Source organism: Amycolatopsis sp. cmx-11-51 (genome assembly GCF_047608665.1).
In the GTDB taxonomy this organism is placed as follows: Bacteria; Actinomycetota; Actinomycetes; order Mycobacteriales; family Pseudonocardiaceae; genus Amycolatopsis.
Genome location: NZ_JADNQO010000001.1, coordinates 1,504,353 through 1,527,845, shown reverse-complemented (window position 1 = coordinate 1,527,845; position 23,493 = coordinate 1,504,353). Strand labels below are relative to the sequence as shown.

Here is a 23,493-nt window from a genome sequence, read left to right as displayed (position 1 = left end):
TGCCGAACGCATCGGGGCAGGAACACTGATTAGTATATAGCCTAATCAGATGATCGAGCTGGTCCTGACCGCCGAGAGCGCCAACCGCGTCCGCTTCGGCATCTCCCCGCTCGACGAGACCATGGGCGCGATGCAGACCCTCCTCGGCCGCCGGGGGCACCCGAGTCATCTGCCGTGGCTGCGCGAGGCCGCCGCGAAGGTGCCGGATCTGCCCATCGCGGACTTCGCCGAGGTGATGGGCGCGCGGCACTACATCACCGACTTCCTCAGTCCTCCGCCGAGTGGACCGGAGACCACCGCGTCCGCCCAGTTCGCCGAGATCCGCCGGACCCCACCGGGCCAAGTCGCCCATGAACTGTCCAAAGTGGACGCCGACCTGAGTGGGCTGCCCGAAGACCCCGCCGAGGCGAGGGAACTACTGGCCGACCAGATGGAGATCGCCTGGACCGAACTGGTCGAGCCGCACTGGCCGCGTATGCGCCGCTTCCTCGTCGCCGATATCGAAGAGCGCTCACGACGCCTGGCCGCCGGCGGCATCGCGCTGGTACTGGAGGACATCCACCCGCGGGTGCGGCTCGTCGACGACGTCCTGGTCATCGAGATGAAGGAACGCAGCCGGGTCCACCTCGACCGTCGCGGCCTGCTGCTGATTCCCGGCGTCTTCGCGTGGCCCTCGGTCGGGGTGATCACGATGGAACCGTGGCAGCCGTCGCTGCTCTACCCGGCCCGCGGTGTCGCCGAACTCTGGTCCGACCCCGAACGCCCGTCCGGCGCGCTCGCCGGGGTGCTCGGACGCACCAAGGCCACCCTGCTCACGACACTCAACGAACCCGCGAGCACCACCGAGCTGGCGCGCAGGCTGGGCTTCTCGGCGCCGACGATCTCCGCGCATGTGACCGCGATGCGCGCGGCGGGCCTGCTCGAAACGCGGCGGCGCGGCCGCGAAGTGCGCTATCTGCGCACCGAACTTGGCGACTCCCTGCTCCGGGCATAGGCTGGAAATGACCTACCGCGAAGGAGAACCCTGATGCGTATTGTCCATTTTGGACACGCTTGCACCCTTCTGGAGACGGAGGGCGCGCGAATCCTGATCGACCCCGGCGCCTTCTCGGTGGGTTTCGAAGGTGAGCGGGAGCTGCACGCCATCCTGATCACCCATCAGCATTTCGACCACCTCGACGCGGACAGGCTGCCCGCGCTGCTGGAGGCGAACCCCGGCGCCCAACTGATCGTCGACCCGGGTTCCGCCGAGGCCGTGCGGAAGATCGGCGCCGAGTTCCAGATCGCGAACCCCGGCGACGCCTTCGGTATCGGCTCCAGCGGCGTCAACGTCGTCGGCGGCGAGCACGCGGTGATCCACGAGGACATCCCCGCGATCCCCAACGTCGGCTACGTCGTCGACCACGGCGCGTTCTACCACCCTGGCGACTCGTTCTTCGTGCCGGAGCAGCAGATCGACGTCCTCGGCCTGCCCACCGGCGCCCCGTGGCTCAAGGCGGGCGAAGCCGTCGACTACCTGCGAGCGGTGTCGCCGCGCCTCGCCGTCCCGATCCACGAAGCCGTCCTCGCGCGGCCGCAGATGCACTACGGCCTGTTCGCGAACCTCGCCCCGGAAGGCACCGAGGTCAAGGTCCTCGACGTCGGGGAGCCCGTTGAATTTTGATCAACCAGGCGAAGCCTGTCCGTTGAGGGCGGAGGTGGGGCGGGGTCCGGGTATAGCCGCTGCCCGCAGCGAGCCGTAGGTGGTCCCGAAGGCGCGGTTCTCCAGCGAGACGTCGACGGCGTCGAGGAACGCCTGCCGCAACCCAGGCCTGGCGAGGTCCGCGGCGTCGATGCCGAGCCGCACGAGCCCGCCACGGCGTGCGGCCCTGGCGGCGGCCAGCACCAGCGCGAAGCACCGGACGGTCTCCGTCCGCTGCGAAGGCCCGCTGAACTCCTGGACCCGCGAGCGCCGGACCTGGCCGGTCACCAGGTCCCGCACCGAGACCAGGTCCGCGCACAGCGCGAACCCGTGCTCGCGCAGGGCCTGCACGGTGCCCTCCGACGCGATCCAGCGCGGCGGCGCGAACCCGTCGACGGCCATGCCGTTGGCGTCGAGCGCCGCCTTCGCCGCGATCAGCCGCAGCCGCGCCTCGTGCGCGGGAAGAGCGGCGAATTCGGCGCGTTTGCCCAGGTAGACGGCGCGGTGAGTGGGGGTGATCCGATGGTCGTAACCATGGAGGAGGACGGAGTCGCCGCGAATGCGGCGCGCCCGTACCCACTCGGTCACCGGGCCCTCGCCGGTGCGGGCGGCGTAGAGCACGGACAACGGGACCTCGCGCCGGTCGAGTTCGGCCGCGAGGTCGGCACAGCGGTGCAACGTCCGGGTGGTCACGCCGGACAGGGAAACCAGCAAACGTGCGTCCACGATGACCAGTGGGCCAGACCGGCCTTGCGACGGACTGACGACGGAGTGAACGCCGCTGGTCAGGCGGGCCAATCCTCCAGCGAGCAGCCGGTGATGCGTTCGTACGCGTCGATGTACCTCGCCCTGGTGGCGGCGACGATCTCATCGGGCAGCGGCGGTGGCTCCGGTCTCTCGAGCCGGTGCCAGCCGGACAACGGGCTGGTGAGCCAGTCCCGCAGCGGCTGCTTGTCGAACGACGGCCGCGGGCTGCCGGCCGGGTAACCGCTCGCCGGCCAGTAGCGGGACGAATCCGGGGTGAGGACCTCGTCGGCGAGGACGAGGTTCCCGCCGGAGTCGACGCCGAATTCGAGCTTGGTGTCCGCGAGCAGGAGGCCGCGTTCCGCGGCGAGTTCCGCACCTCGGCGATACACCGCCAGCGTCGCCTCTCGGACTTCCTCGGCCCGCTTGCGACCGAGCTGCCCGACGACGTCGGAGAAGTCGATGTTCTCGTCGTGCGAACCGCGATCGGCCTTGGTGGCTGGAGTGAAGATGGGTTCGGGGAGCCTGGAGGACTCGGTCAGGCCGGGGGGAAGTTCGACGCCGCAGACCGTGCCACGCGCGCGATAATCGGCGAGGCCGGTCCCGGTGAGATAGCCGCGGGCGACGGCTTCGAGCGGCAGCATCGACAGCCGCCGCACCAGCAGCGCCCGGCCGCGGACCTCGGCGGGGATGCGTTCGTCGTCGTAGGAGACCAAATGGTTCGGGAGGACATCGGAGAGTCGGGAGAACCAGAACACGCTCATCGCGGTGAGCACCCGCCCCTTGTCGGGGATGGGCGTGGTGAAGATGACGTCGTAGGCGGAGATCCGGTCCGAAGTGACGAGCAGCAGATGCTCGTCATCGACGGCGTAAAGCTCACGGACCTTGCCGGCGGCGATCTTCGGGTATTCGAGCGTCGTCACGGCTGCACCCTAGCGATCAAGGATGATGGCTGATCATGCCGATCCACTGCGTCTCGTTCACGACCGACTACGGACTGTGCGACGGTTTCGTGGCCGCTTGCCATGGTGTGATCGCGCGGATCGCGCCGTCCGTCCGGCTGATCGACGTGAGCCACCAGATCCCTCCACAGCAGGTCAGGACCGGCGCCGAGGTGCTGGCGCAGACCGTGCCGTATCTGCCGGAGGCCGTCCATCTCGCCGTCGTCGACCCGGGCGTCGGCACGTCGCGGCGCGGGGTCGTGGTGGTCACCGAACGCGGAATCCTCGTCGGCCCGGACAACGGACTCCTCATTCCCGCCGCCGAAACACTCAGCGGGGTGATAGCCGCGTACGAACTCACGGCCCCGGAATACCGCCTTCCGGTGACGTCGTCGACGTTCCACGGACGCGACGTCTTCGCTCCGGCGGCGGCGCATCTCGCGCTCGGAGTCCCGCCTGAACGGCTCGGAGCGCCCGCCGACGACCTCGTGCGGCTGCCGGATCCGTTCGTCGCGGTGTTCCCCGGCAAGCTCGTGGCCGAAGTGCTCACGGTCGACCACTTCGGCAACGTGCAGCTGTCCGCGAGCCCGGCGGACCTCGAACTGGCCGGGCTGTCCGGCACGGTCTCGGTCAGCAGCGAGCACGTGTTGGTGAAGGCTCGGGTCGGCGACACCTTCGGCACGGTGCCGCCGGGAGAGAACGTGCTCTACACCGATTCGTCGGGACGGCTCGCGGTCGCGGTGAACGGCGGCTCGGCCGCGTCGGTGCTGCGGCTCGGACCCGCCCAGGAGTGCACGATCACCTCGTCGCCGACGGCCGGCTGACCCGGCCCGGTCACCGCCATCTTGATCCCGAACGAGACCCCGCCCTCGGGCTCGCGGCGGTAGTCCGCGAGCGACCGGATCGGCTCCGGACCGGCCTTCTTGCCGGTCTCCTGATCGACCATCGGCACCGTGCAGCGGATGCAGACCTTGGCGTAACCCAGCTCCAGGCCGCCGACGGTGAGCGAACGGACGTCGTCCTCCCGGTGCGCCTGGAGCCAGCCCGAGACGACGATATTGGGCCGGAAGCGGTCCATCGGCACGGCCTCGGCGCCCCTGGACGCGATCCGCTCGTTCAGAACGTCCAAAGAGGACTCGGAAGTGAGCAGGATCGCGTGCGCGTCGGCGAACGCGGCGGTGCCGGGGATCTCGCCGTCGGTGACGCGCTCGTGCTCCGGCGCGAGCCCGACGAACACCGACGGCAGGCCGAGGACGTCGGAAAACCACTCGGCGGCCTCGTCACCCTGGTGGACGCCCCTGCCCTGCCAGGTGAACGTCGACGCCGGCCGCCGCGGCCCGTCCGAGACCGTCTCGACCAGCAGGTCCTCGACGCCGGGAGCGGCCAGCCGCAGGCAGGCGCCCCCGTCCAGCACCTCGGCCCGGATCGAAGCCATCACCGGATGCTTCCGCTGGCTGCGGAACTCACCCTCCGGCGACACGACCATCCAGGAACGGTCGAACTTCAGGCCCGCGGGGGTGACGTCGGCCGTTTCGACCGACGTCCCCGCGCAACCTTTGACCGGGTAATAGACCAGCTTCGCCACTCTCGCCATGGCCGCAGATTAGCGAGTCGCCCGCGTCAGAGCACCTGGGACAGGAAGCGCTGCAACCGCTCGCTCTGCGGAGCGTCGAAGATCGCCTCCGGAGCGTCATGTTCGACGATCTTCCCGTCGTCCATGAACGCGACCTCGTCCGCGACGCCACGCGCGAAACCCATCTCGTGGGTGACCACGAGCAGTGTCAGTCCGCGCTCCGCGAGGCCGGCCATCAGGTTGAGGACGCCCTTGACCAGCTCAGGGTCGAGGGCGCTGGTGGCCTCGTCGAACAACATGACCTCGGGTTCCATCGCGAGCGCCCGCGCGATCGCCACCCGCTGCTGCTGCCCGCCCGAGAGTGCGCTCGGCCGGTACGGGGCCTTGACGGCGAGGCCGACCTCGGCGAGGCGGGCGTGCGCGATCTCGGCCGCTTCCGCCTTGCCGAGCTTGCGCACGCTGCGCAGCGGCAGCGTGATGTTGTCCAGCACACTGCGGTGACCGAACAGGTTGAAATGCTGGAACACCATCCCGACCCGCTGGCGCAGCGCGTCCGGGTCGGAGGAGATGACGCTCTCGCCACCCAGCAGCAGATCACCCGAGTCGGGCTCCTGCAGGCGGTTCACGCAGCGGAGCAGCGTCGACTTGCCGGAGCCGGACGGCCCGATGATGCAGGTCGTGCGGCCCTTCTCGACTTTGAGGTTCACTCCCTTCAGCACCTCGAGGGTGCCGAAGGAGACGTGGATGTCGCGGAGTTCGACGCTCGACGAACGCACGGCTGTGGTCATGACATCGGCACCTTTCCGGCGTTCAGGAGTTCGAGGTCGCCACCGTCCTCATCAGCGCGGACCTTTCTGCCGGTGCGCAGCTTCTTGTCGATGTAGTTGACCAAATGGGTCAGCGGAACGGTGATCACGAGGTAAAGGAACCCGGCCGCCACCAGCGGTGACAGGTTCCCGGTGTTGGCGGCGAGATCCTGCCCGATCCGGAACAGGTCGCGCTGCTCGGCGAGGAAACCGAGGAAGTACACCAGGCTGGAGTCCTTGATCAGCGCGATGAACTGGTTCACCAGCGCGGGCAGTACCCGCCGCACGCCCTGCGGGATGACGACGAGCGCCATCGCCTTGGGGTAGCTCATGCCCAGCGCGCGACTGGCCTCCAGCTGTCCTTTTTCGACACTCTGGATACCGGCGCGGAAGATCTCGCCGATGTACGCGGCCGCGATCAGGCTGAGCGCCAGAATGCCCAGCGGGTAGGTGTTCCTGGCCAGCGACGGGATGAGGATCCCGCCGCCCTGCCCGATCACCAGGATGGTCAGGATCGCGGGCAGACCGCGGAAGATGTCGGTGTACACGCGGGCGGGCCAGCGCAGCCATGCCTTGCTGGACAAGCCCATCGTCGCCAGCAGCATGCCGAGCACGGTGCCGATCAGCGCCGAGAACACCGACATGATCAGTGTGTTCAGCAGCCCGGTCTTGAGCAGGTCCGGGAAGACTTCCCAGATGTAGTCCCAGTTCAGGAAGGTGGTGAAGAAGTCGTTCACTTATCGCTGCCCGGCCTTGAAGTCGGCGGGCACCGGCGCGTTCGGTTCGAACCGCTGGTGCACTTTTTCCCAGGTCCCGTCGGCGATGACCGCCTTGAGACCCGCGTTGATCTTGCCAACGAGTTCGGTGTCGCCCTTCTTCACCGCGAACCCGTGCGGGATGGTCGTGGTGATCGTCTTGACCACCTTGAGCTTCGCGTCCGGATTCTTCGCCGCGTAGTCCTCGGCGGTCGCCTGGTCGAAGATCGCGCCGTCGACGGCGCCGGACTTCAGCGCGGCCAGCGTGGCGGCGTCCTGCGGGAACTTCACGGCCTGCGCGGTGGGCGCGTTCGAGGCCAGCCAGCTGTCCGACACGGTCCCCTGGACCACGCCGATCCGCTTGCCCGCCAAAGAGTTCTCGTCGGTGATGCCGACGCCTTCGCGGGTCTCGATGCCGAGCGACTGGTAGTTGTACGGCGCCGAGAAGTCGACGGTCTTGCGGCGTTCGTCGGTCTGGGAGATCCCCGAGCTGCCGATGTCGAACTTGCCGGTGGCGACCTGGCCCAGCAGCGCCGAGAACTCCGTGGAGACGAACTCGAGTTTCAGGTTCTGGTTCGCGGCGATGGCCTTCAGCAACTCGTTGTCGAACCCGGTGAACACGCCGTTTTCCTGATAGGCGTTGGGTTTCGAGTCACTGAGGGTACCGACGCGCAAGGTGCGCGCTCCGGCTTCCTCACCGCCGCCGCACGCCGCCAGCACCGCCAGGAGAGCGGCACCGACGACAGCGGCGAATGACTTCTTCATCGTGATCCTCACGCCTTGAACTGGGCAGGCACGGGTGCCGTCGGCAGGAACTTCTCGTGCAGCTTGACCCAGGTGCCGTCGGCGATGACCTGCTTCAGGCCGTCGTCGATCTTGGTGAGCAGCTCGGCGTTGCCCTTCTTCACCGCGAAGCCGTGGGGCACGTCGGTGGTGAAGGACTTCACGACCTTGAGTTTCTGGTCGGTGCTGTCCTTGACGTTCGTCTCGGCGATCGCCTGGTCGAGGACGTAGGCGTCGACGGCGCCGCTCTTGAGCGCGGCCAGCGCCGGGGCGTAACCCGGGAAACGCACGGCTTGCGCGTCGGGCACGGTCGCGGAAAGCCACTTGTCGCCGACGGTCGCCTGGATGACCGCGACCCGCTTGCCGGACAACGCCTTCTCCTCGGTGATCGGCGAGCCGTCCTTGGTCTGGATGCTCATCACTTCGAAGTTGTACGGGCTGGAGAAGTCGACGTTCTTCTTGCGCTCGTCGGTCTGCGCGATGGCCGACGAACCGATGTCGAACTGGTTGTTCGCGACCTGGCCCAGCAGCGACGAGAAGTCGGTCGAGGCGAACTCGAGCTTCAGGTTCTGCTTGGCGGCGATGGCCTTCAGCAGTTCGTTGTCGAAGCCGGTGTAGTTGCCGTTCTCGACGTAGATGTTCGGCGGCGCGTCGCTCAGGGTGCCGACGCGGAAGGTCTTGTCGGCGGCGGCGTCCCCGCCACCGCAGGCGGCGAGCACGGCCACGAGACCGGCCGCGAATGTCGCGATCAGGCTTTTCTTCATGGTGTTCAGACCCCCGGGTTCTGGACGGGCAGGCCGGGGCCGCCCTGCTCGAGTTCCTTCGGCAGCGGCTCGTTCTTGAAGAACCGATCGTGCAGGCGGGCGACGGTGCCGTCCGCCACGGCCTTCGCGAGACCGTCGTTGAGCTTCTTCAGCAGGTCCTTGTTGTCCTTGCGGACGGCGAACGCGGACGGCGTGTCCTTGGTCTCGACGGTGTAGCCGAACTCCAGCGGCACGTCCGGGTTCTGGTCGAGGTACTTGTGCCCGATGTCCTTCGGCACGACCCAGCCGTCGAGACCGCCGGCCTTCAGCTGCGCGAACCCGGCGTTGTAGTCGGGGAAGCGGACGACGTTGGCGCCGGGGACCTTGCCGGTGGCGAAATCGTCCTGCACCGACGCCTGCACGACGCCGAGCCGCTTGCCGCCGAAGGAGGCGACGTCCTTGAGGTTCGCGCCCTTCTTGGTGACGATCGTGGTGAACCCGGTGGAGTAGCCGTTGCTGAACGCGACGGTCTTCTTGCGGGCCTCGGTGGTGGAGATCGTGGAGCTGCCGATGTCGAACTTGCTGGTGGCGACGGCGGCGAGCAGGCCGGCGAACTCGGTGCCGACGAACTCGACCTCGAAGCCCTCACGCTTCGCGATGTCGCGGAGCAATTCGTTGTCGTAGCCGGTGAAGGTGCCGTTCTCCAGGTAGATGGACGGCGGCGCGTCGGTCAGGGTGCCGACACGCAGCTTCTGGCCGCTCGCGGTGTCACCGGAGCCGCAGGCCGCGAGGGCGAGGGTGGCCGCTCCCGCCGTGACGACGGCGACGATTTTCTCCCAGGTGGATCTCATCGCTTCTTCCGTGGGTTCTTTGGCGCCAAGGCGCGATACAAACACGCCAGGCCGCCTCATGGGCGGCCTGGCGCTCCGGGTTCAGCGATCGAGATTAGGCATTTCGCCCGATCGAGTAACTTCGTCTCACTCTGTGAACGCTCTGCGGTGGGGCTGCTCACACGCGGCTGAAGGGGACTTTGCCCTCATCTCACGCGGCCAAGGACGCTTTCCTCACATCGCATGCGGGTAAAGCGTCCTTCAGAGAATCGGGGCCGGTGAGTAGACGGCGGCCTCCGGGAAACGCTCGAGAATCGCCTCGACACGCGACACGATCGCGGCCACCTGACGCGGTGCGACACCGGTGAACGAGATCCGGTCGGCGAGGAGTTTGTCCAGCTCACCGCGGTCGAGCGGGATGCGCTCGTCGGCGGCGAGACGGTCGAGGAGGTCGTTCTCCGCGAGCCCCTGCTCCCGCATCGCGAGCGCGACGCCGACGGCGTTCTCCTTGATCGCCTCGTGAGCGGTTTCGCGCCCGACCCCCGCCCTGACCGAGGCCATGAGCACCTTGGTGGTCGCGAGGAACGGCAGATAGCGATCGAGCTCACGTCCGATGACCGCCGGGAAGGCGCCGAACTCGGCCAACACCGTGAGGAAGGTCTCCAGCAGCCCGTCCAGCGCGAAGAACGCGTCGGGCAGCGCGACGCGGCGGACGACCGAGTCGGAGACGTCGCCTTCGTTCCACTGGTCGCCGGAAAGCTCGCCGATCATCGACAGGTAACCGCGCAGCACCACGGCGAGCCCGTTGACCCGCTCGCACGAACGCGTGTTCATCTTGTGCGGCATGGCCGACGAGCCGACCTGGCCGGGCTTGAAGCCCTCGGTGACCAGCTCGTGGCCTGCCATCAGGCGGATCGTCTTCGCGAGGCTCGACGGCGCCGCGGCCAGCTGGACCACCGCGGACAGCACGTCGAAGTCGAGCGACCGCGGGTACACCTGGCCGACGCTGGTGAAGACCCGCTCGAAGCCGAGGTGGGTCGCGACCCGTGACTCCAGTTCGTCCAAAGTGGACTCGTCGCCGAGCAGGTCGAGCATGTCCTGTGCGGTGCCGACCGGGCCCTTGATGCCACGCAGCGGGTAACGGCCGATCAGCTCGTCGAGCCGCTCGAACGCGACGAGCAGTTCGTCGGCGGCGGTGGCGAACCGCTTGCCCAGCGTCGTCGCCTGCGCGGCGACGTTGTGCGAGCGGCCAGCCATCACCGTGTCGGAGTGTTCGACCGCGATCGAGGCGAGCCGGGCGAGCACCGCGCCGACCCGGCCCCGGACCAGTTCCAGCGAGCGCCGCACCTGCAGCTGCTCGACGTTCTCGGTGAGGTCGCGTGACGTCATGCCCTTGTGCACGTGCTCGTGCCCGGCGAGCGCGTTGAACTCCTCGATCCGGGCCTTCACGTCGTGGCGGGTGACCCGCTCGCGCGCGGCGATCGAGTCGAGGTCGACCTGCTCCAGCACGCGCTCGTAGTCCGCAACGACTCCGTCCGGCACCTCGACGCCCAAGTCGGCCTGTGCCCGGAGCACGGCGAGCCAGAGCTCTCGCTCCAGCACGACCTTGCGTTCCGGGGACCACAGTTCGACCAGCTCAGGCGAGGCGTAGCGGCCGGCGAGCACGTTGGGGATGCGGGGCTTGTCCGTCACGCGGCCAGACTAACCGGCCGGGATCGGCCCGCTGCTCGCGGCTGAACGCCCTCCCCGCAATTCGTCCTCTAGTTGCGGTAGTTCGTGTCGCCAACTACCGCAACTAGAGGACGAATTGCGGGGGATGTCAGGCGAGGGCGGCCTGGAGCATGCGTGCGGCGGCGGCCCGTGGCTCCGGGTCGACCTCGATCAGCGCGTTGACCACGGCGCCGTCGACCAGGGCGACCAGCCGCTCCAGTTCGGTGGCGTCCACCGGGGTGCCGGAGCGCGCGAAGATCTCGTGGAGCAGTTCGTACAGCTGCGCGGACAACGTCCGCATCAGGGGCCGAAGGTACGGACGGCGACCTGTCCCGACGAGACGTTCGTAGCGAAGGAGAACCGCTTCGGCGTCAGCCTCGCGATCGGGGCGAAGCGGGCCGAGGAGCATGTCCAGCACCAGGTCGACGGTGGCCTCGACACCGCGGTTGCGGGTCGCCAGCTCGTCGAGCCGCCGCCGTCCGATTTCGAGTTCCTGATTCGAGTGGTGTTCCACGGCGGCGGTGACGAGCTCTTCGAGCGAGTCGAAGTAGTACGTCGTCGAGGCCAGCGGCAATCCCGCGCGTTCGGCGACCGCACGATGACGCACGGCGTCGAACCCGCCTTCGGCCAGCAGCGACGCGGCGGCATCGATGAGCTCGGCGCGCCTTCGCTCACCCTTCGGCGTTGTCGCTGCGACAGTCATGACGGGCTATTTTGCCAGGCGCGGTCAGTACCGGGCCGCGAGGACGGCGACGAACCTGTCGACGTCGGACTTGGGGAAGGCGGGCCTGCCCGAACCGTCGCCGAGGCTCACCACGACCACCAGCGATCCCTTGGCCGTGGTCCGCCGCGCACTGGACGCGCCGGTGGGGGTCGCCGGAACGGACGCGCCCTCCGGGAAGACCGCGGCGGAAACCGTGCCGCCCGGCACCTGGAACCCCGCGGACCTGGCTCCCGTCGTACAGATGTCGCCGGGCGTCGACTTGGCGACATCCACGGGGACCGGGAGCTCGCCAGCGAGGGCGGTGGCGAGCTCCCGGTCCACCTGGTCGCACCCGTAGGTGCCTTCGGCCGTCATCTGGCCGGTCTTCTCTGGACCGCCGCCCCCCTGCTGAGGCGGCGGGTTCGAGAAGTTCGAGGACTCCCCGCTGTCTAGGGGACGTGCGGAGGCCGCCCCGGGTTGCCCCGGGGAAGCGGCCTCGCTGTCGGATTTGGCAGCACTGCCCAGCTGGAGTTCGCTTCCGCCGAGCACGCCGAACATGCCCGCTCCGGCCAGGACCAAAACCAGCGCGCTACAGGCCACGGCGATACCGTTGCGGCGTCGCGCGGTGGCGCGTCGAGAGGCGCGGACGACGTCGCCGGTGTCGAAGCTCGACGACGGCGCATCACCGGGGGCGTCACGGAACAACGCCTTCAGGTCATTCTCGTCCATCCCGTGCCACCTCCTCCTTCTCCATGACCTGCCTGAGGTTCGCCAGTCCGCGCGCGGTCTGGCTCTTCACGTTCCCTTCGCTGCAGCCGAGTGCATTCGCCGCCGCACCGACGTCCAGCCCTTCGAAGAACCGGAGCACCAGCACGGCCCGCTGTTTCGGGGGCACTTCGCGCAACGCGGCCAGCAGGTCTTCCCTGGTGACGACCTGTTCGCCGAGGTCGAAGCCGTCCTGCGGCGGTTCGGGCAGCTCTTCGGTCTGCCACTCCCGCCGCCACGGCCGCCTCGACTCGTCGATGGCCGCCCTGACCAGCGTCTTCCGCAGATAGGCGTCGGTCGCCGCCCGTTCCCTGATCTTCTTCCACCTCCGGTGCAGCGCGACGAACGCCGTCTGCGCGAGGTCGTCCGCGCGATGCCAGTCACCGCAGAGCATGTACGCGGTCCTGCGCACGGAGTCCCGCTTCGCGGCGAAGTACTCCGCGAACTCTTGTTCGTCGCGCTGGTTCACGCGGTTGTTGTCTCCGCTCTTGCCTCGTCGGTGGGTAGGACGGAACCGGGGGCGTCCACGGTTGCATGAGCGGGCGTGGCGGACCAGCCGGGAGGAGGTTCGTGGCGGGCCGGACGATGTGATGTGATCGTACCGTGACCTCGACGATCGATTTCCGCTCCGACACCGTGACCCGGCCGGACGACGTCATGCGCCAGGCCATGGCGAAAGCCGAGGTCGGCGACAACGTCCTCGACGGCGATCCCACCGTCGGCGCCCTGGAACAGCGCGCCGCGAAACTCCTGGGCATGCCCGCCGCGCTCTGGACGCCGACCGGGACCATGGCGAACCTGATCGCGCTGAGCAGCCATCTCCGGCGCGGCGACCGGTTCCTCGCTCCGCGCGGCTCGCACGTGATCACCGACGAACTCGGCTCCGCCGCCTGGCTCGCCGGCGGCATGCCGGATCCGCTGGAGCACGACGCCGGACCAGGGCGGCCGACGCCGGAAACGCTTTCGGCCGCGATCGGCCTCCCGCGCGGGCCGTACTACGCGATGCGCACCCCGCTGCTGTGCCTGGAGAACACGCACAACACGGCGGGCGGGGCGATCACTCCGCCCGACGAACACGCCCAGCTGGTCGCGGTGGCGAAAGAGGCGGGGCTGACCGTGCACCTCGACGGTGCCCGGATCTGGCACGCGGCGGTCGCGCTGGGAATCCCGCCCGCGGCCCTCACCGTCGGCGTCGACACCGTTTCGGCTTGCTTCTCCAAGGGCCTCGGCGCGCCCGTCGGCTCGGTTGTGGCAGGCAGCCCGGAGTTCGTCGAAGAGGCGCGGCGGATGCGCCAGATGCTCGGCGGCGGCGTCCGCCAGGCCGGCGTGCTGGCCGCGGCCTGCCTGGTCGCGCTGGACCGCATCGGCGATCTGGCCGAGACCCACGAGAACGCGACACGGCTCGCGGCCGGGTTCGCCGAGCACGGCTGGGAGGTCAACACACCCGAGACCAACATCGTGCAGGTCACCGCACCCGACCTGGTAGGCCGGTCGGCGTGGCTGGCGGGGCACGGGATCCGGACGCTGCCCAGCTCGGGCCGGATCCGGTTCGTGGTGCACCGCGACCTGTCGGCGGCCGACATCGAAGAAACCCTTCACCGCGTCAAGACCGGGGGCTGACACATGAACTGGATCGTCTTCGACTACGGCGACGTCATCAGCGAGCACACCGACGCGCTGCCGACCCTGGCCAAGGCCTTCGACCTCGAACTCACCGACTTCGAACCGCACTACTGGGCCGAACGGGTCCGGTACGACTCGGGTGGCTCGGATCTCGAGTACTGGCAGAGCGTCGGCCGCGCGCTGAACGTTCCCGTCGACAAAGCCTTCGCCGACGAACTGACCCGCATCGACGTCACCGGCTGGACGCACCTGGAACCGGCGGTGATCGAGCTGCTGGAGGGGCTGCACGAGGCGGGCGCCGCGCTCGCGCTGCTCTCCAACGCGTCGTCGACCTTCGGGCGCTGGGTCCGCGAGCAGGAATGGGCGCGCCTGTTCCGCGTAAAGCTCTTTTCCGGCGATCTCGGCTGCATGAAACCCGACGCGAAGATCTACCGGATCCTGCTCGACGAACTCGGCGCCGAACCGGCGGACTGCCTGTTCTTCGACGACCGTCAGTCCAATGTAGACGGTGCGCGGGCGGTGGGAATGAAGGCGGAGCGCTGGCTCGGCGTGGAAACCGTGGAAGCGGCACTCGGCTGACCGGGCGGAGATGGTCACCCTGACCGCTCATCCGCTCACCCGCGGTGAATCGGATGTCCTAAGCTGGCTTCGTCCCGAACCGAATTGTCCACGGTAGGTGCCCATGCCAGGTCAAGCCGACCGGCGTCCGTTCGTGCCCGTCGATTTCGACCGGCCGAGTATCGCGCGGGTCTTCGACGCGCTCATGGGCGGCCAGGACAACTACGAGGCCGACAGGGTGGTGCTGCGCCAAATCCTGGAACTCGCGCCGGAAGCGCAGGTCATGGCCAAGGAGGTCCGGCACTGGCTGATCCGGACCGTGCGCTATCTGACCGATCGGGCGGACATCGATCAGTTCCTCGACCTCGGCTCCGGCTTCCCGACCGTGGACAACACGCACCAGATCGCGCAGCGGTACAACCCCGAGGCGCGGGTCGTCTACGTCGACCACGATCCGGTGGTACAGGCACACGGCCGCGCGCTGCTCGCGGCGAACGACTTCGCGCATATGGCCGGTGCCGACCTGGCCGAACCGGCCAAGGTCGTCGAGGAACTCGCGAGCACCCACCGGCTTGACTTCGACCGGCCCGTCGGACTGATCCTGTGCTCGATCATCCACCACATCCAGGACCTCGACGAGGCGCGGGAAATCGTCCGTGCCTACGTCGACGCGCTGGCCCCGGGCTCGTTCGTCGCGTTGCTGCACCAGCACAACCCTGCCGACGGCTCCGAAGCGGCCGACGTCGCGACGTCACTCGAGAAGCGCTTCAGCGGCACCAGGCTCGACACGCTGTACCGCACACGCGAGGAGATCGAGTCGCTCTTCGAGGGACTCGATCTCCTCGAACCCGGGCTGACCTACCCGCACCTGTGGTGGCCGGACGGCCCGCGCTTCACCCCGCTTTCGCCCGTGAACTACACGTCGCTCGGCGGGGTGGCGCGTAAGCCTTAGCCCCTTAGCGAAGCTGCTTCGGGGTGCGCTTGCCCTTGATGGCGCCATACGCGGCCGTGCCGAGGAAGACCGCACCGCCGATGATGGCGATCCAAAAGACGGCCTTCACGAGGAAGCCGAGCACGGACCCGAGCACCATGAAGGCCACCCAAGCCACAATCAGCCCGCCGACGATCTTCCAGAACATGGCATCCTCCGATTGCCTCACCGTGCCCGAGCGGGCCTGGTGAGTTCAGGTTGTCAGGCTGAGTTCGTAATTGCTTTCGTTCTGCCTAACGTTCAGGGTGAATTCCGGGTTCCCCCTGACCGGTGAGCCAGCCGCCGAGCCGCCGGATCCCCTCGTCGATGTCCTCGCGCGAACCCGCGAAGGAGAACCGCACGAACCTGCCGCCGTCGACCGGGTCGAAGTCGATACCGGGCGCGATCGCGACACCGGTGTCGGCGAGGAGGCGCTGGCACCAGCTGAGGCTGTCGTTCGTGTACGCGGAGACGTCGGCGTAGGCATAGAAGGCACCGTCGGCCGGCGCGAGCTTGTCGATGCCGATGCGTTGGAGACCGGCGAAGAGCGCGTCGCGGTTGGCGCGGTAGCGCTCGACGTGGCCGTCAGCCTCCGCGTACGACTCCTGGGTGAACGCGGCGATCGCGGCGTGCTGGGAGACCGCGGGCGGGCAGATGGTGAAGTTGCCGGTCAGGACGTCGATCGCGCGGTGCAGCCGCGGGGGCGCGAGCATCCAGCCGAGCCGCCAGCCGGTCATGGCGAAGTACTTGGAGAACGAACCGAGGACGAGCGCCTCGTTCCCGTACCGCCAGGCACAGTCGAGTCCGGCGCCGTAGGAGATCCCGTGGTAGATCTCGTCGCTGATCAACTGCACGCCGCATGACGCACACCAGCCGCTGATCGCGGCGAGTTCACCCGGTGGCAGGACGGTGCCGGTGGGATTGCTGGGGCTGGCCACGATGAGTCCCTTGATCGGCCCCAGTGCGTCGAGCAGTGCGACGGTCGGCTGAAAGTTCGTCTCGGGTCCGGTGGCGAACTCGACGACCTCGCAACCGAGCACTTTCAGCAGGTTGCGGTAGGCCGGGTAACCCGGTCGTGCCATCGCGACGCGGTCACCCGCCTCGAAAGCGCTGAGGAACGAGAGCAGGAAGCCACCGGAGGAGCCAGTCGTCATGATGACGTCCCGCGCGCTCACGTCGACGGAGTACGTGCGGTGGTAGTGCGCCGCGACGGCCTCGCGCAGTTCGAGGATGCCGAGTTGCTCGGTGTAGCCGAGGTGATGGTCCTTCAGCGCCCGCTCGGCGGCTTCGAGCACCGGCCTCGGCGCCGGAGCTGACGGCTGCCCCGCGACCAGCGGGACCAGATCGCCATGACTGCGCTGCCGTGCCTGCGCGGCCGAAAGGACGTCCATGACGTGGAACGGCGGGACGTCGGAACGTGCGGCTGGGCCAGGAAAGGACATGGAGTGAGGCTAACTCGCCTTCGCCAGGAGAACCGCGTAGCCGTCGAGGAGACGCTGGAGGCCGAACTCGAAGAGTGTGTCGAGGTCGTAGTCGAACGGTGCGCGCGAGGCGACGGCAGCGAAGTTCGGAAAACGGCCCTCGGAGACCAGGTCCCAGAGGATCGGCTCGTTCTCGGCGAGCCAGGCGTCGGCCGTGACCGCGGTTCCGGATTCGTTCTCGGCCTCGGCCTCGAAGTTGAGGGCGATACCGCGGACGTGGTTGAAGATCGTGATGTGCGCGTACATGATCGTCGACGACGGGAGGCCGTGGCCGTCGAGGGCGCGGGTGGCCCAGTCCGCGTGGCGCAGCAGGTTCGGCAGCGGTTGCGGGCGAGTGATCGAGAGTGCCTGCGCGAGCCAAGGGTGCCGCCGGAACAAGGCCCATTGAGCCCTGGCCATCAGCTCCAGTTGCGCCCGCCAGCCGGGTGGCGGTTCGGGCGGGAAGCGGATCTCGCCGAGCGCGACGTCCGCCATCTCGAGGATCAGCTCTTCTTTCGCGGTGATATGGCGATAAAGCGCCATCGTCGCGACACCGAGCCCGGACGCGATGCGGCGCATGGACAACGCGCGGATGCCCTCGGCGTCGGCGATCCGGATCGCCGCCTTCACCACTCGCTCGCGTGACAGCTCCGCCTCGGTCCTCGGCGCGGCTTTCCGGGTGCGGCCCGCGACGACCGTTCCGGCGCCGGGTTTGGCGCTGACCAGGCCCTCTCGCTTGAGGGTGGCGAGCACCTTCGTCGCGGTCGCCATCGCGACACCCCACTCGGCGATGATCCGGCGCGTCGACGGGACCTTGTCCCCTTCGCGCAGCTCACCGGCGACGATCCGGCGGCGGATCTCGGCGGCGATCCGCAGGTAGGGCGGATCGGTCATGGTCGACTCCTTGCCCTAGTGCTCTTCGCTGCCTTTTTCGCTTCCTGCGGCTAGCCGCACTAGTACGCCTCAGATTTTCTGCCGCTTTTCCTGGGGCTCCACCGAAGCGGTCATACGTTGTACGCAGTGCTTCAAAACAGCGTACACAGGGGAGTTCACATGCAGAAGGTGCTGATTTCGGGCGCGGGGATCGCCGGGAGGACACTGGCCTACTGGCTGCGGCGACACGGTTTCGCGCCGACCGTCGTCGAGCGGGCGCCTGCACCACGCGCCGGCGGGCACGCCGTCGACATCCGCGGTACGGCACTCGGCGTCATCGACCGGATGGGGGTACTCGGGCGTCTTCGGGAGCTGAGCACGGACATGCGCGGGATGTCGTTCGTGAACGGGGCCGGGAAGACCCTGGTGAAGGTCACCGACCACACGCTGACCGGCGGACTCACCGACAGCGACGACATCGAGATCCTGCGAGACGACCTCACGGACACGCTGGCGTCGGTCGCGCAGGAGGGTGTCGAGTACGTCTACGGCGACTGGGTCAGCGGGATCACGCAGCAGGCCGACGGTGTCCGGGTCACCTTCGCCCACGGCGAGGCGCGGAACTTCGCTCTCGTGATCGGCGCGGACGGGCAGCACTCGGCCGTGCGTTCGCTGGTTTTCGGGGCTGAGAAACAGTTTTCACATCACCTGGACACCTATCTGGCGGTGTTCACCGTGCCGAACTTCCTCGATCTGGACCGCTGGCAGACCTTCCACATGACGCCGGGGAAAATGGCAGGCCTGTACAGCGCGCGGAAGAACACGGAGGCTCGGGCGATACTCGGCTTCCAATCGCCGGAACTCGATTTCGACCGTCATGACCCTGAGCAGCAACGAAAGCTCATCACCGACCGGTTCCTCGGCCAGGGCTGGGAAGTATCGCGGCTGGTCCGGGAAATGGAGTCGAGCGAACTGTACTTCGATTCGATGACCCAGATCCGGATGGACCGGTTCAGCGAAGGACGGGTCACGCTGGTCGGAGACGCGGGCTACGGCCCTTCGCCACTTTCGGGACAGGGCACCAGTTTGGCGCTCGTCGGGGCATACGTGCTGGCCGGTTCGCTAGCTGTCCATCAAGATCACCGCGCGGCTTTTTCCTCTTACGAAAGGGAAATTAGGCCTTTTGTGCTTCAGAACCAGGCACTGGCTTCGCTGAACCAACGGAAGCAGACCCGGTTCGCACAGTGGAAGCAGATCCAGTCGATGCGGACGCTGCCCTATCTGCCGTTCCGCTCGCGGGTGATGAAAGCGGCGATGCGGCCGTTGACGGAGGCGTCGAACGCGTTGGTACTGAAGGATTACTGAGCGGCTCGGGAGTGGTCGTTTCGCGTGACTGGTTGGACGGCATATGTGATCAGCCGGACGACACGCGTGACGGGATGGACGACACGCCACGCGGCCGGGCTCTCCAGCGAGACGTCCCTCTGGACACGCGTGTCGTCCATCCCATCCCGCGAGTTGACCCGCCAGTCACGTGAGACCGCCACCGGGCGCACCGCAGTAGTTACCTAACACCCTTGGCCCTGACCGTCCTTACCACTCACGAGCGACGGGCAAGCGCTAGTAACCCTGGTACCCGCCACCACCGGCCATGGACTTCAGACCCGGGTGCCCCTCGAACCCGCCGTACCGCGAGAACGTGTACCGCACGCCCGCGATGATGTTGTCGATCGGGTTGTAGATGTCGTCGTGCCCGGGAAGCTTGTGCGCGTTGAAGGTCGGGTCGATGCACTGCATCAGTCCCTTGGACGGAGTGCCCTTCGCCGCGTTGGAGTCCCAGTTGTTGATGGCGTTGGGGTTACCGCCGGACTCCTTCTCGATGATCGTCCAGATCTTGTTGATGTCGGCTTCGGTCACCGGGATACCGGCCGCCTGCAGGATCTTGATGGCTTCCTGGATCCACTGCTGGACGTTGCCCGGCGGCGTCGTCGACGGTGGACCGCCACTCGACCCGAGGCCGCCGCCCCCACCGCCACCGCCGCCACCGCCGCCTCCTCCACCGCCTCCGGTGTGGAGACCTCCGGTGCGCTTGGGGACGGTGCCGTCCTTGCCGGGCATCGGGACCTTGGAGTAACCGCCGCCCTCCACGTCCTTCTTCATCAGCTCTTGGGACTTTTTGATCAGTCCGTCCGCCTGGGTCAGCAGTCCACCGATGGATTCGACGGCTCCGCTCGCCGTCTTCAGGTTGGCGGCGTTGGCCGCCGTGATGATCTGGTCGGCGCTCGGGTTCGGCGGCGGCACCTTTTTGTCCGGATTCGCGGCGTCAGCGGCCTGCTGGCGAGCCGCCGCGACCTTCGGGTTCTCCGTGTCGATGCACTTCTGGATCGTGTCGTGCGCCGTCTTGTTGGCGTCTTCGATCTTGCGCTTGATATCGCTCAGCTGGACTTGAAGCTCGCCCAGGTCTTTGCTGATCTCGTCCAGGTGTCCTTTGACGCGATCCCCGGCAGAGGTGATCTGCTTCACGTAGTCGAAAAAGGCGTCAGCCGCAGGCCCTTTCCAGACGCCGCCGTTCAACGCGTCGGTCGACGATTTCAGGGAGGCGCTGTGGTCACCGGCCTGCGACGCGGCAGCATGGAATTGGTCCGCGGCCTTCTGAATGGCCTCCGGCTTGATGCCCGCGACCTGCTTCGCCTTCTCAATGACCTGCGGCCAGTTCGGCGGGAAATCAATATCGCCCACAACGCCCCCTAGGAATCAGGCCCCCCAGGGCCGTCTCACGCGTACTCACTGCTTGCCGTGCTCGTGCAGCTTGAGATTGTCGACGTGCACGGCTTCGGTCTCCTGGATCAGCCCGGCGGCCTTGCGCAGCACGAAGGCGGTCGCCTCCATCAGCTTCCCCGCGGAGTCGAATTCGTTGTGCACGCCGTCCTTGAAGGAGCCCACGGCACCGTGCACGTCACCCGAACCACCCATCGTGCCGAACGGGCTTTCCTTCTCGTCATCGATGCCGGTGACCTGCTTCTTGGACTTCTCGAACTCGTCCTTGAGCTTCTCCACCTGACCGGCGGCGATCCCCATGGAATCCGGGTCGTACACAGGCACGGTTCGTCATCCCCTTCACGGAAAACTTGTGTCCGCCCGATCAGACGCTCCGGCGATCAGGACGGTTCCCGCGCATACTGTAAGACCTCGGCAGCGGGCGGTGTGCGCTTCCACGCCGACTTCCACCCCGCCGATAAGCCTGCGACCTCCCGGACACGCTTTGTAGCTTGCATCCGGGGAGGGAAGACTTCGTGAAACCGTTGAATCCGGGTGAACCCCGGCAGGTCGGGCGCCTTGTCGCTTTGAAGCAGGCCCATCCGGGATTCGCCCACGATGAGGGCTTCCGTTCGCGATTCCGGCGGGGTGACCGTGTCGTTCAGCGCCGCGCGGGAGACGGACTTGAAATCCGTCTGTCCCCTGGCTGAAGCATTCGCCGAAGCCGTCATGTCCGGGCTTCCCAAGCCCTGCCTCAGAAGTCGGAGACTTCCCGGATCCGCGTCACCAGCAGCTGGTTGTCTGCCGGTGTGATGGTCGCCCACTCCCGCCCGTCCCGGTTCCGCGCGACCTGGAACAGGTACCGCCCCGCGTCCGTGTCGTAGAAGGCGACCACGCTGTCCGCGCGGCGAGGGCGGCCGTCGCGGCCCGCGCGTTCGACGCCGAACTGGCCGCGGGCCTCCTGGCCGAGGAGCATTCCCGCCACTTCCTGGGCCTGCCACAACGGGACGTCCAGATCCTCCAATGCGGTGACCATCGCTTTCGCGTCGCCGCGGGCGGCGGCGTCGGCGTCGCGGAGCAGGTCGTGCGGGATGCTGATCGACTGGCCGACGCCGGGGCCGAGGTCACCCGCGACCGAGACGGCGGCCTCGGCGAGGGAGCTTTCGCGGGCGGGGATCAGCCACACCTGGCCGGAGTCGATGACGCCGAGCAGCGCCTGGTTGCCGACACTGACGGCCTGGCCCTTGATCTCGCGGTCGGTCCACACCCAGACGTCGATCGCGACCCGGGGGTGCGCGAACAGGTTCAGCATGTCGACCAGCTCGCCCGAGGCCTGGTACCCCCGCGCGAGGCCTCGTTCGCGCAGGGATTCCCAGGCCTCTTCGATCAGTGCCGCCCGCTCCGTGCGGGTCGTTCCGGGGCTCGGCACGTCGAGCGCGACATGGCGACGGGGCAGCCGTTCGGCTTCCCAAAGCATCTCGAACTCGAGTGCGGACAGCACCAGGCTGCCGTTTTCGTTCGACACAGGTTCAGCGCGCTTCGGAGTTGCCGTGGTCACCGATGACGTCGGGCGACACCATGCGCTCGTCGGTGAACAGGTCCTTGTCGTCGACGCCGTAGCGGCGGATGTGCTCCGCGTCCTCTTCGACGTCCTGGGTGGCCGCGCGCTCCATGAACTTCGACTCGGCCTTCGGCTGCTTCGCGCCGATCTTCTCCGAGCGCCGCATGGCCTCCTCTTCGGGAAGCTCGCCGATCGGCAGCTGACGGGTCGGCTTCACACCGCCGCCTTCCGGACGGGGACGGCGGTCGCGTTCCTTGTCACCGCTCAGCGCGCCGCCCGCGGCACCGGCGCCGAGCGCGGCGGCACCGGCGCCCAGGTCGCCCGCGGCCGGGCCGGTGATCTTCGGGACGGCCGGGAAGCCGCGGCCGGACTCGTTTCCGGCGGCCAGCGGCGCCTGCGGTCCGGTGCCCACCGTGCGGCCCTTGCCCATGGCCTGGTCGCCGCCGCCGGTGCTCCCGCCGACGCCACCGAAGACGCCGGGGCCCGAGCTGGAACCGGGGCCCTTGCCGAGAGCGCCGTCGATACCGGGGCCGGTGCCGAACGACTTGCCCGCCGGCTGTGCCGACGTGGTGCTGTTGCTCGGCGGCAAGCTCCCGGTGGACTGGCCCGGCGGGACGTTCGTGGAACCCGGCGGCAGGTTCGGCGCACCCGGCGGGATGAACGGCGGAGAGCCGGGCGATCCCGTGATCGGGTACGACGGCCTGCCCGCTTCGGGCTGCGGTGCGGGCCGATTCGGTGTCACCCAGGCGCCGCCTGGAGTGGGCGCCGGCCTCGAGGTGCCGGACGGCGTGGTCGGCGCGGCGGCCGCGGGAGCCGTGGCACCGCCATGAGGCACCGAGGAGCTGGTCTTCCGGGCCGGAGCGCCACCGCCGAGTGCGACACCGTATGCCGGGGTCGGCGCGTCGTAGGACGGCGACTTCGGGTTGCTGACGGGCTGCACGACCGGCGGCACGTACTTCGACTCGACGGCGGCCGACGCGGGCCGCACGCTGCCGTCCGGGGTCAGGTCGGTGGCCGTGCCCGCGAGGTCGAGCGTGCCGGAACCGCCGCCCGCTCCGGCGGCGGTCGTGTTCTGGGTCAGGTTCATCGCCTGCGGGTCGGCCAGTGTGTCGGTCGTCAGCAGGTTCTCGCCGCTGGTCTTGGCGTAGTCGTTCAACGCCTCCTCCGCCTGCGCCCGCGCGTTGTTCGCGGCACCGACGCTCTTGGCGTGGTCGGTCTCGAACCCGATGAGGCTCAGCACGACGTCGCCGAGGGTCAAGCCGCCCGCGCCCTTCCGGACCACTTCCGGGTCAGGGAGCTTGTGCAGCGTCCGGTTGAAGGCCTCACCCTGTGCGAAGATCATTTCCGCGGAGTGCGAGACCTTCGAGTTCGCGTCCTGGGAGAAGCCCGCCTGCTCGGTGAACACCTGGCCGGCGGCGCCACCCGCCTCGCTCTGCCATTCCACGCCGAGTTTGCCCAGCTCGTCGCGCAGCGTCTTGTCGGTGTCGGCGAGTGCGGTCGCGACGGACTTCAGCGCGTCGACGGCGATGCCGATGCTGCCGGTGCCGTCACCGCTGCGGAAGCGTTCGATCTCGGTCGCGATCCCGGTGTCGGTGTAGCCCTCGAACCGAAGATCGCGGAGCCTGCCCGCGAGGTCGGAAACGTTCACGGCGCTCTC

General features: G+C 68.1%; 26 protein-coding genes. 7 read left to right on the top strand and 19 right to left on the bottom strand.

Going from position 1 to position 23,493, the window contains the following annotated elements; all coding sequences use genetic code 11:
• Nucleotides 1–49 precede the first annotated feature (49 nt).
• Nucleotides 50–994, top strand: coding sequence for a DUF5937 family protein (locus tag ACM6LU_RS07705; protein ID WP_414936836.1), 945 nt, complete (start codon nt 50–52; stop codon nt 992–994).
• 33 nt (nt 995–1,027) lie between these two features.
• Nucleotides 1,028–1,663, top strand: a complete 636-nt coding sequence (locus tag ACM6LU_RS07700) for an MBL fold metallo-hydrolase (protein WP_414936835.1) — start codon at nt 1,028–1,030, stop codon at nt 1,661–1,663.
• On the opposite strand, the gene ACM6LU_RS07695 is transcribed toward ACM6LU_RS07700, so the two are convergent.
• Nucleotides 1,664–2,407, bottom strand: a complete 744-nt coding sequence (locus tag ACM6LU_RS07695; RefSeq protein ID WP_414936834.1) for a DUF2334 domain-containing protein — start codon at nt 2,405–2,407, stop codon at nt 1,664–1,666. It lies immediately after the preceding gene.
• 59 nt (nt 2,408–2,466) lie between these two features.
• Nucleotides 2,467–3,348, bottom strand: coding sequence for a phosphoribosylaminoimidazolesuccinocarboxamide synthase (locus ACM6LU_RS07690; RefSeq protein WP_414936833.1), 882 nt, complete (start codon nt 3,346–3,348; stop codon nt 2,467–2,469).
• Between the two features lie 35 nt (nt 3,349–3,383).
• On the opposite strand from ACM6LU_RS07690, the gene ACM6LU_RS07685 reads away from it, so the two are divergent.
• Nucleotides 3,384–4,190 carry an SAM hydrolase/SAM-dependent halogenase family protein gene (locus ACM6LU_RS07685; RefSeq protein ID WP_414936832.1) on the top strand — a complete coding sequence of 269 codons (807 nt, stop codon included), beginning with the start codon at nt 3,384–3,386 and terminating at the stop codon, nt 4,188–4,190.
• On the opposite strand, the gene ACM6LU_RS07680 is transcribed toward ACM6LU_RS07685, so the two are convergent.
• The 10 genes from ACM6LU_RS07680 to ACM6LU_RS07635 all read right to left on the bottom strand — a co-directional run bounded on the left by ACM6LU_RS07680 (nt 4,073) and on the right by ACM6LU_RS07635 (nt 12,503).
• Nucleotides 4,073–4,960 (bottom strand): MOSC domain-containing protein, encoded by an 888-nt coding sequence (locus ACM6LU_RS07680; protein ID WP_414936831.1) that lies wholly within the window; start codon nt 4,958–4,960, stop codon nt 4,073–4,075. The two genes, ACM6LU_RS07685 and ACM6LU_RS07680, sit on opposite strands and share 118 nt — an antisense overlap.
• Before the next feature lie 26 nt (nt 4,961–4,986).
• Nucleotides 4,987–5,727, bottom strand: a complete 741-nt coding sequence (locus ACM6LU_RS07675) for an amino acid ABC transporter ATP-binding protein (RefSeq protein ID WP_414936830.1) — start codon at nt 5,725–5,727, stop codon at nt 4,987–4,989.
• Nucleotides 5,724–6,482: an amino acid ABC transporter permease gene (locus ACM6LU_RS07670; RefSeq protein ID WP_414936829.1), complete on the bottom strand. Its 759-nt coding sequence runs from the start codon at nt 6,480–6,482 to the stop codon at nt 5,724–5,726. The genes ACM6LU_RS07675 and ACM6LU_RS07670 overlap by 4 nt, the downstream gene beginning before the upstream one ends.
• Nucleotides 6,483–7,265, bottom strand: a complete 783-nt coding sequence (locus ACM6LU_RS07665) for an ABC transporter substrate-binding protein (RefSeq protein ID WP_414936828.1) — start codon at nt 7,263–7,265, stop codon at nt 6,483–6,485. It lies immediately after the preceding gene.
• 8 nt (nt 7,266–7,273) lie between these two features.
• On the bottom strand, nt 7,274–8,047 hold the full coding sequence (locus ACM6LU_RS07660) for an ABC transporter substrate-binding protein (RefSeq protein WP_414936827.1): 774 nt from the start codon (nt 8,045–8,047) through the stop codon (nt 7,274–7,276).
• Nucleotides 8,048–8,052: 5 nt separating this feature from the next.
• On the bottom strand, nt 8,053–8,877 hold the full coding sequence (locus tag ACM6LU_RS07655) for a substrate-binding periplasmic protein (protein WP_414936826.1): 825 nt from the start codon (nt 8,875–8,877) through the stop codon (nt 8,053–8,055).
• A 240-nt stretch (nt 8,878–9,117) separates the two neighbouring features.
• Entirely contained in the window at nt 9,118–10,548 is a 1,431-nt protein-coding gene (purB, locus tag ACM6LU_RS07650) for an adenylosuccinate lyase (RefSeq protein ID WP_414936825.1), read from the bottom strand.
• A gap of 127 nt (nt 10,549–10,675) precedes the next feature.
• Nucleotides 10,676–11,269, bottom strand: a complete 594-nt coding sequence (locus ACM6LU_RS07645) for a TetR/AcrR family transcriptional regulator (RefSeq protein WP_414936824.1) — start codon at nt 11,267–11,269, stop codon at nt 10,676–10,678.
• Between the two features lie 24 nt (nt 11,270–11,293).
• Nucleotides 11,294–11,998 carry a hypothetical protein gene (locus ACM6LU_RS07640; RefSeq protein WP_414936823.1) on the bottom strand — a complete coding sequence of 235 codons (705 nt, stop codon included), beginning with the start codon at nt 11,996–11,998 and terminating at the stop codon, nt 11,294–11,296.
• Nucleotides 11,985–12,503, bottom strand: a complete 519-nt coding sequence (locus tag ACM6LU_RS07635; RefSeq protein ID WP_414936822.1) for a SigE family RNA polymerase sigma factor — start codon at nt 12,501–12,503, stop codon at nt 11,985–11,987. Before ACM6LU_RS07635 ends, ACM6LU_RS07640 begins: the two co-directional genes overlap by 14 nt.
• A 134-nt stretch (nt 12,504–12,637) precedes the next feature.
• On the opposite strand from ACM6LU_RS07635, the gene ACM6LU_RS07630 reads away from it, so the two are divergent.
• The 3 genes from ACM6LU_RS07630 to ACM6LU_RS07620 all read left to right on the top strand — a co-directional run bounded on the left by ACM6LU_RS07630 (nt 12,638) and on the right by ACM6LU_RS07620 (nt 15,167).
• Nucleotides 12,638–13,654: a threonine aldolase family protein gene (locus tag ACM6LU_RS07630; protein ID WP_414936821.1), complete on the top strand. Its 1,017-nt coding sequence runs from the start codon at nt 12,638–12,640 to the stop codon at nt 13,652–13,654.
• A 3-nt stretch (nt 13,655–13,657) separates the two neighbouring features.
• Nucleotides 13,658–14,236 (top strand): HAD family hydrolase, encoded by a 579-nt coding sequence (locus ACM6LU_RS07625; RefSeq protein WP_414936820.1) that lies wholly within the window; start codon nt 13,658–13,660, stop codon nt 14,234–14,236.
• Between the two features lie 103 nt (nt 14,237–14,339).
• Entirely contained in the window at nt 14,340–15,167 is an 828-nt protein-coding gene (locus tag ACM6LU_RS07620) for an SAM-dependent methyltransferase (protein WP_414936819.1), read from the top strand.
• Between the two features lie 4 nt (nt 15,168–15,171).
• Here ACM6LU_RS07620 and ACM6LU_RS07615 read toward each other — a convergent pair whose 3' ends face one another.
• The 3 genes from ACM6LU_RS07615 to ACM6LU_RS07605 form a co-directional block, all read right to left on the bottom strand.
• On the bottom strand, nt 15,172–15,354 hold the full coding sequence (locus tag ACM6LU_RS07615; RefSeq protein ID WP_414936818.1) for a hypothetical protein: 183 nt from the start codon (nt 15,352–15,354) through the stop codon (nt 15,172–15,174).
• Between the two features lie 85 nt (nt 15,355–15,439).
• A complete protein-coding gene (locus tag ACM6LU_RS07610; RefSeq protein WP_414936817.1) occupies nt 15,440–16,627 on the bottom strand; it encodes a pyridoxal phosphate-dependent aminotransferase in 1,188 nt (395 codons plus the stop codon).
• Nucleotides 16,628–16,636: 9 nt separating this feature from the next.
• Nucleotides 16,637–17,539 (bottom strand): TetR/AcrR family transcriptional regulator C-terminal domain-containing protein, encoded by a 903-nt coding sequence (locus ACM6LU_RS07605; RefSeq protein ID WP_414936816.1) that lies wholly within the window; start codon nt 17,537–17,539, stop codon nt 16,637–16,639.
• 159 nt (nt 17,540–17,698) lie between these two features.
• Between ACM6LU_RS07605 and ACM6LU_RS07600 the strand changes: the two genes are divergently transcribed.
• On the top strand, nt 17,699–18,883 hold the full coding sequence (locus tag ACM6LU_RS07600; RefSeq protein WP_414936815.1) for an FAD-dependent monooxygenase: 1,185 nt from the start codon (nt 17,699–17,701) through the stop codon (nt 18,881–18,883).
• A 255-nt stretch (nt 18,884–19,138) separates the two neighbouring features.
• Here ACM6LU_RS07600 and ACM6LU_RS07595 read toward each other — a convergent pair whose 3' ends face one another.
• The 4 genes from ACM6LU_RS07595 to ACM6LU_RS07580 all read right to left on the bottom strand — a co-directional run bounded on the left by ACM6LU_RS07595 (nt 19,139) and on the right by ACM6LU_RS07580 (nt 23,484).
• Entirely contained in the window at nt 19,139–20,257 is a 1,119-nt protein-coding gene (locus ACM6LU_RS07595) for a transglycosylase SLT domain-containing protein (RefSeq protein WP_414936814.1), read from the bottom strand.
• Nucleotides 20,258–20,302: 45 nt separating this feature from the next.
• Complete coding sequence (locus tag ACM6LU_RS07590) at nt 20,303–20,620, bottom strand: hypothetical protein (RefSeq protein ID WP_414936813.1); 318 nt, start codon at nt 20,618–20,620, stop codon at nt 20,303–20,305.
• 409 nt (nt 20,621–21,029) lie between these two features.
• Nucleotides 21,030–21,800, bottom strand: coding sequence for an ESX secretion-associated protein EspG (locus ACM6LU_RS07585; protein WP_414936812.1), 771 nt, complete (start codon nt 21,798–21,800; stop codon nt 21,030–21,032).
• 4 nt (nt 21,801–21,804) lie between these two features.
• Nucleotides 21,805–23,484 (bottom strand): hypothetical protein, encoded by a 1,680-nt coding sequence (locus ACM6LU_RS07580; protein WP_414936811.1) that lies wholly within the window; start codon nt 23,482–23,484, stop codon nt 21,805–21,807.
• Nucleotides 23,485–23,493: the final 9 nt, after the last annotated feature.

What these genes read in the sequence shown, in the direction of transcription:
- ACM6LU_RS07615 (WP_414936818.1), bottom strand. Translation starts at nt 15,354, where the DNA reads ATGTTCTGGAAGATCGTCGGCGGGCTGATTGTGGCTTGGGTGGCCTTC.
- ACM6LU_RS07660 (WP_414936827.1), bottom strand. Translation starts at nt 8,047, where the DNA reads ATGAAGAAAAGCCTGATCGCGACATTCGCGGCCGGTCTCGTGGCCGTG.
- ACM6LU_RS07700 (WP_414936835.1), top strand. Translation starts at nt 1,028, where the DNA reads ATGCGTATTGTCCATTTTGGACACGCTTGCACCCTTCTGGAGACGGAG.
- ACM6LU_RS07655 (WP_414936826.1), bottom strand. Translation starts at nt 8,877, where the DNA reads ATGAGATCCACCTGGGAGAAAATCGTCGCCGTCGTCACGGCGGGAGCG.
- ACM6LU_RS07620 (WP_414936819.1), top strand. Translation starts at nt 14,340, where the DNA reads ATGCCAGGTCAAGCCGACCGGCGTCCGTTCGTGCCCGTCGATTTCGAC.
- ACM6LU_RS07605 (WP_414936816.1), bottom strand. Translation starts at nt 17,539, where the DNA reads ATGACCGATCCGCCCTACCTGCGGATCGCCGCCGAGATCCGCCGCCGG.
- ACM6LU_RS07625 (WP_414936820.1), top strand. Translation starts at nt 13,658, where the DNA reads ATGAACTGGATCGTCTTCGACTACGGCGACGTCATCAGCGAGCACACC.
- ACM6LU_RS07685 (WP_414936832.1), top strand. Translation starts at nt 3,384, where the DNA reads ATGCCGATCCACTGCGTCTCGTTCACGACCGACTACGGACTGTGCGAC.
- ACM6LU_RS07600 (WP_414936815.1), top strand. Translation starts at nt 17,699, where the DNA reads ATGCAGAAGGTGCTGATTTCGGGCGCGGGGATCGCCGGGAGGACACTG.
- ACM6LU_RS07645 (WP_414936824.1), bottom strand. Translation starts at nt 11,269, where the DNA reads ATGACTGTCGCAGCGACAACGCCGAAGGGTGAGCGAAGGCGCGCCGAG.
- ACM6LU_RS07610 (WP_414936817.1), bottom strand. Translation starts at nt 16,627, where the DNA reads ATGTCCTTTCCTGGCCCAGCCGCACGTTCCGACGTCCCGCCGTTCCAC.
- ACM6LU_RS07680 (WP_414936831.1), bottom strand. Translation starts at nt 4,960, where the DNA reads ATGGCGAGAGTGGCGAAGCTGGTCTATTACCCGGTCAAAGGTTGCGCG.
- ACM6LU_RS07640 (WP_414936823.1), bottom strand. Translation starts at nt 11,998, where the DNA reads ATGGACGAGAATGACCTGAAGGCGTTGTTCCGTGACGCCCCCGGTGAT.
- ACM6LU_RS07675 (WP_414936830.1), bottom strand. Translation starts at nt 5,727, where the DNA reads ATGACCACAGCCGTGCGTTCGTCGAGCGTCGAACTCCGCGACATCCAC.
- ACM6LU_RS07705 (WP_414936836.1), top strand. Translation starts at nt 50, where the DNA reads ATGATCGAGCTGGTCCTGACCGCCGAGAGCGCCAACCGCGTCCGCTTC.
- ACM6LU_RS07665 (WP_414936828.1), bottom strand. Translation starts at nt 7,265, where the DNA reads ATGAAGAAGTCATTCGCCGCTGTCGTCGGTGCCGCTCTCCTGGCGGTG.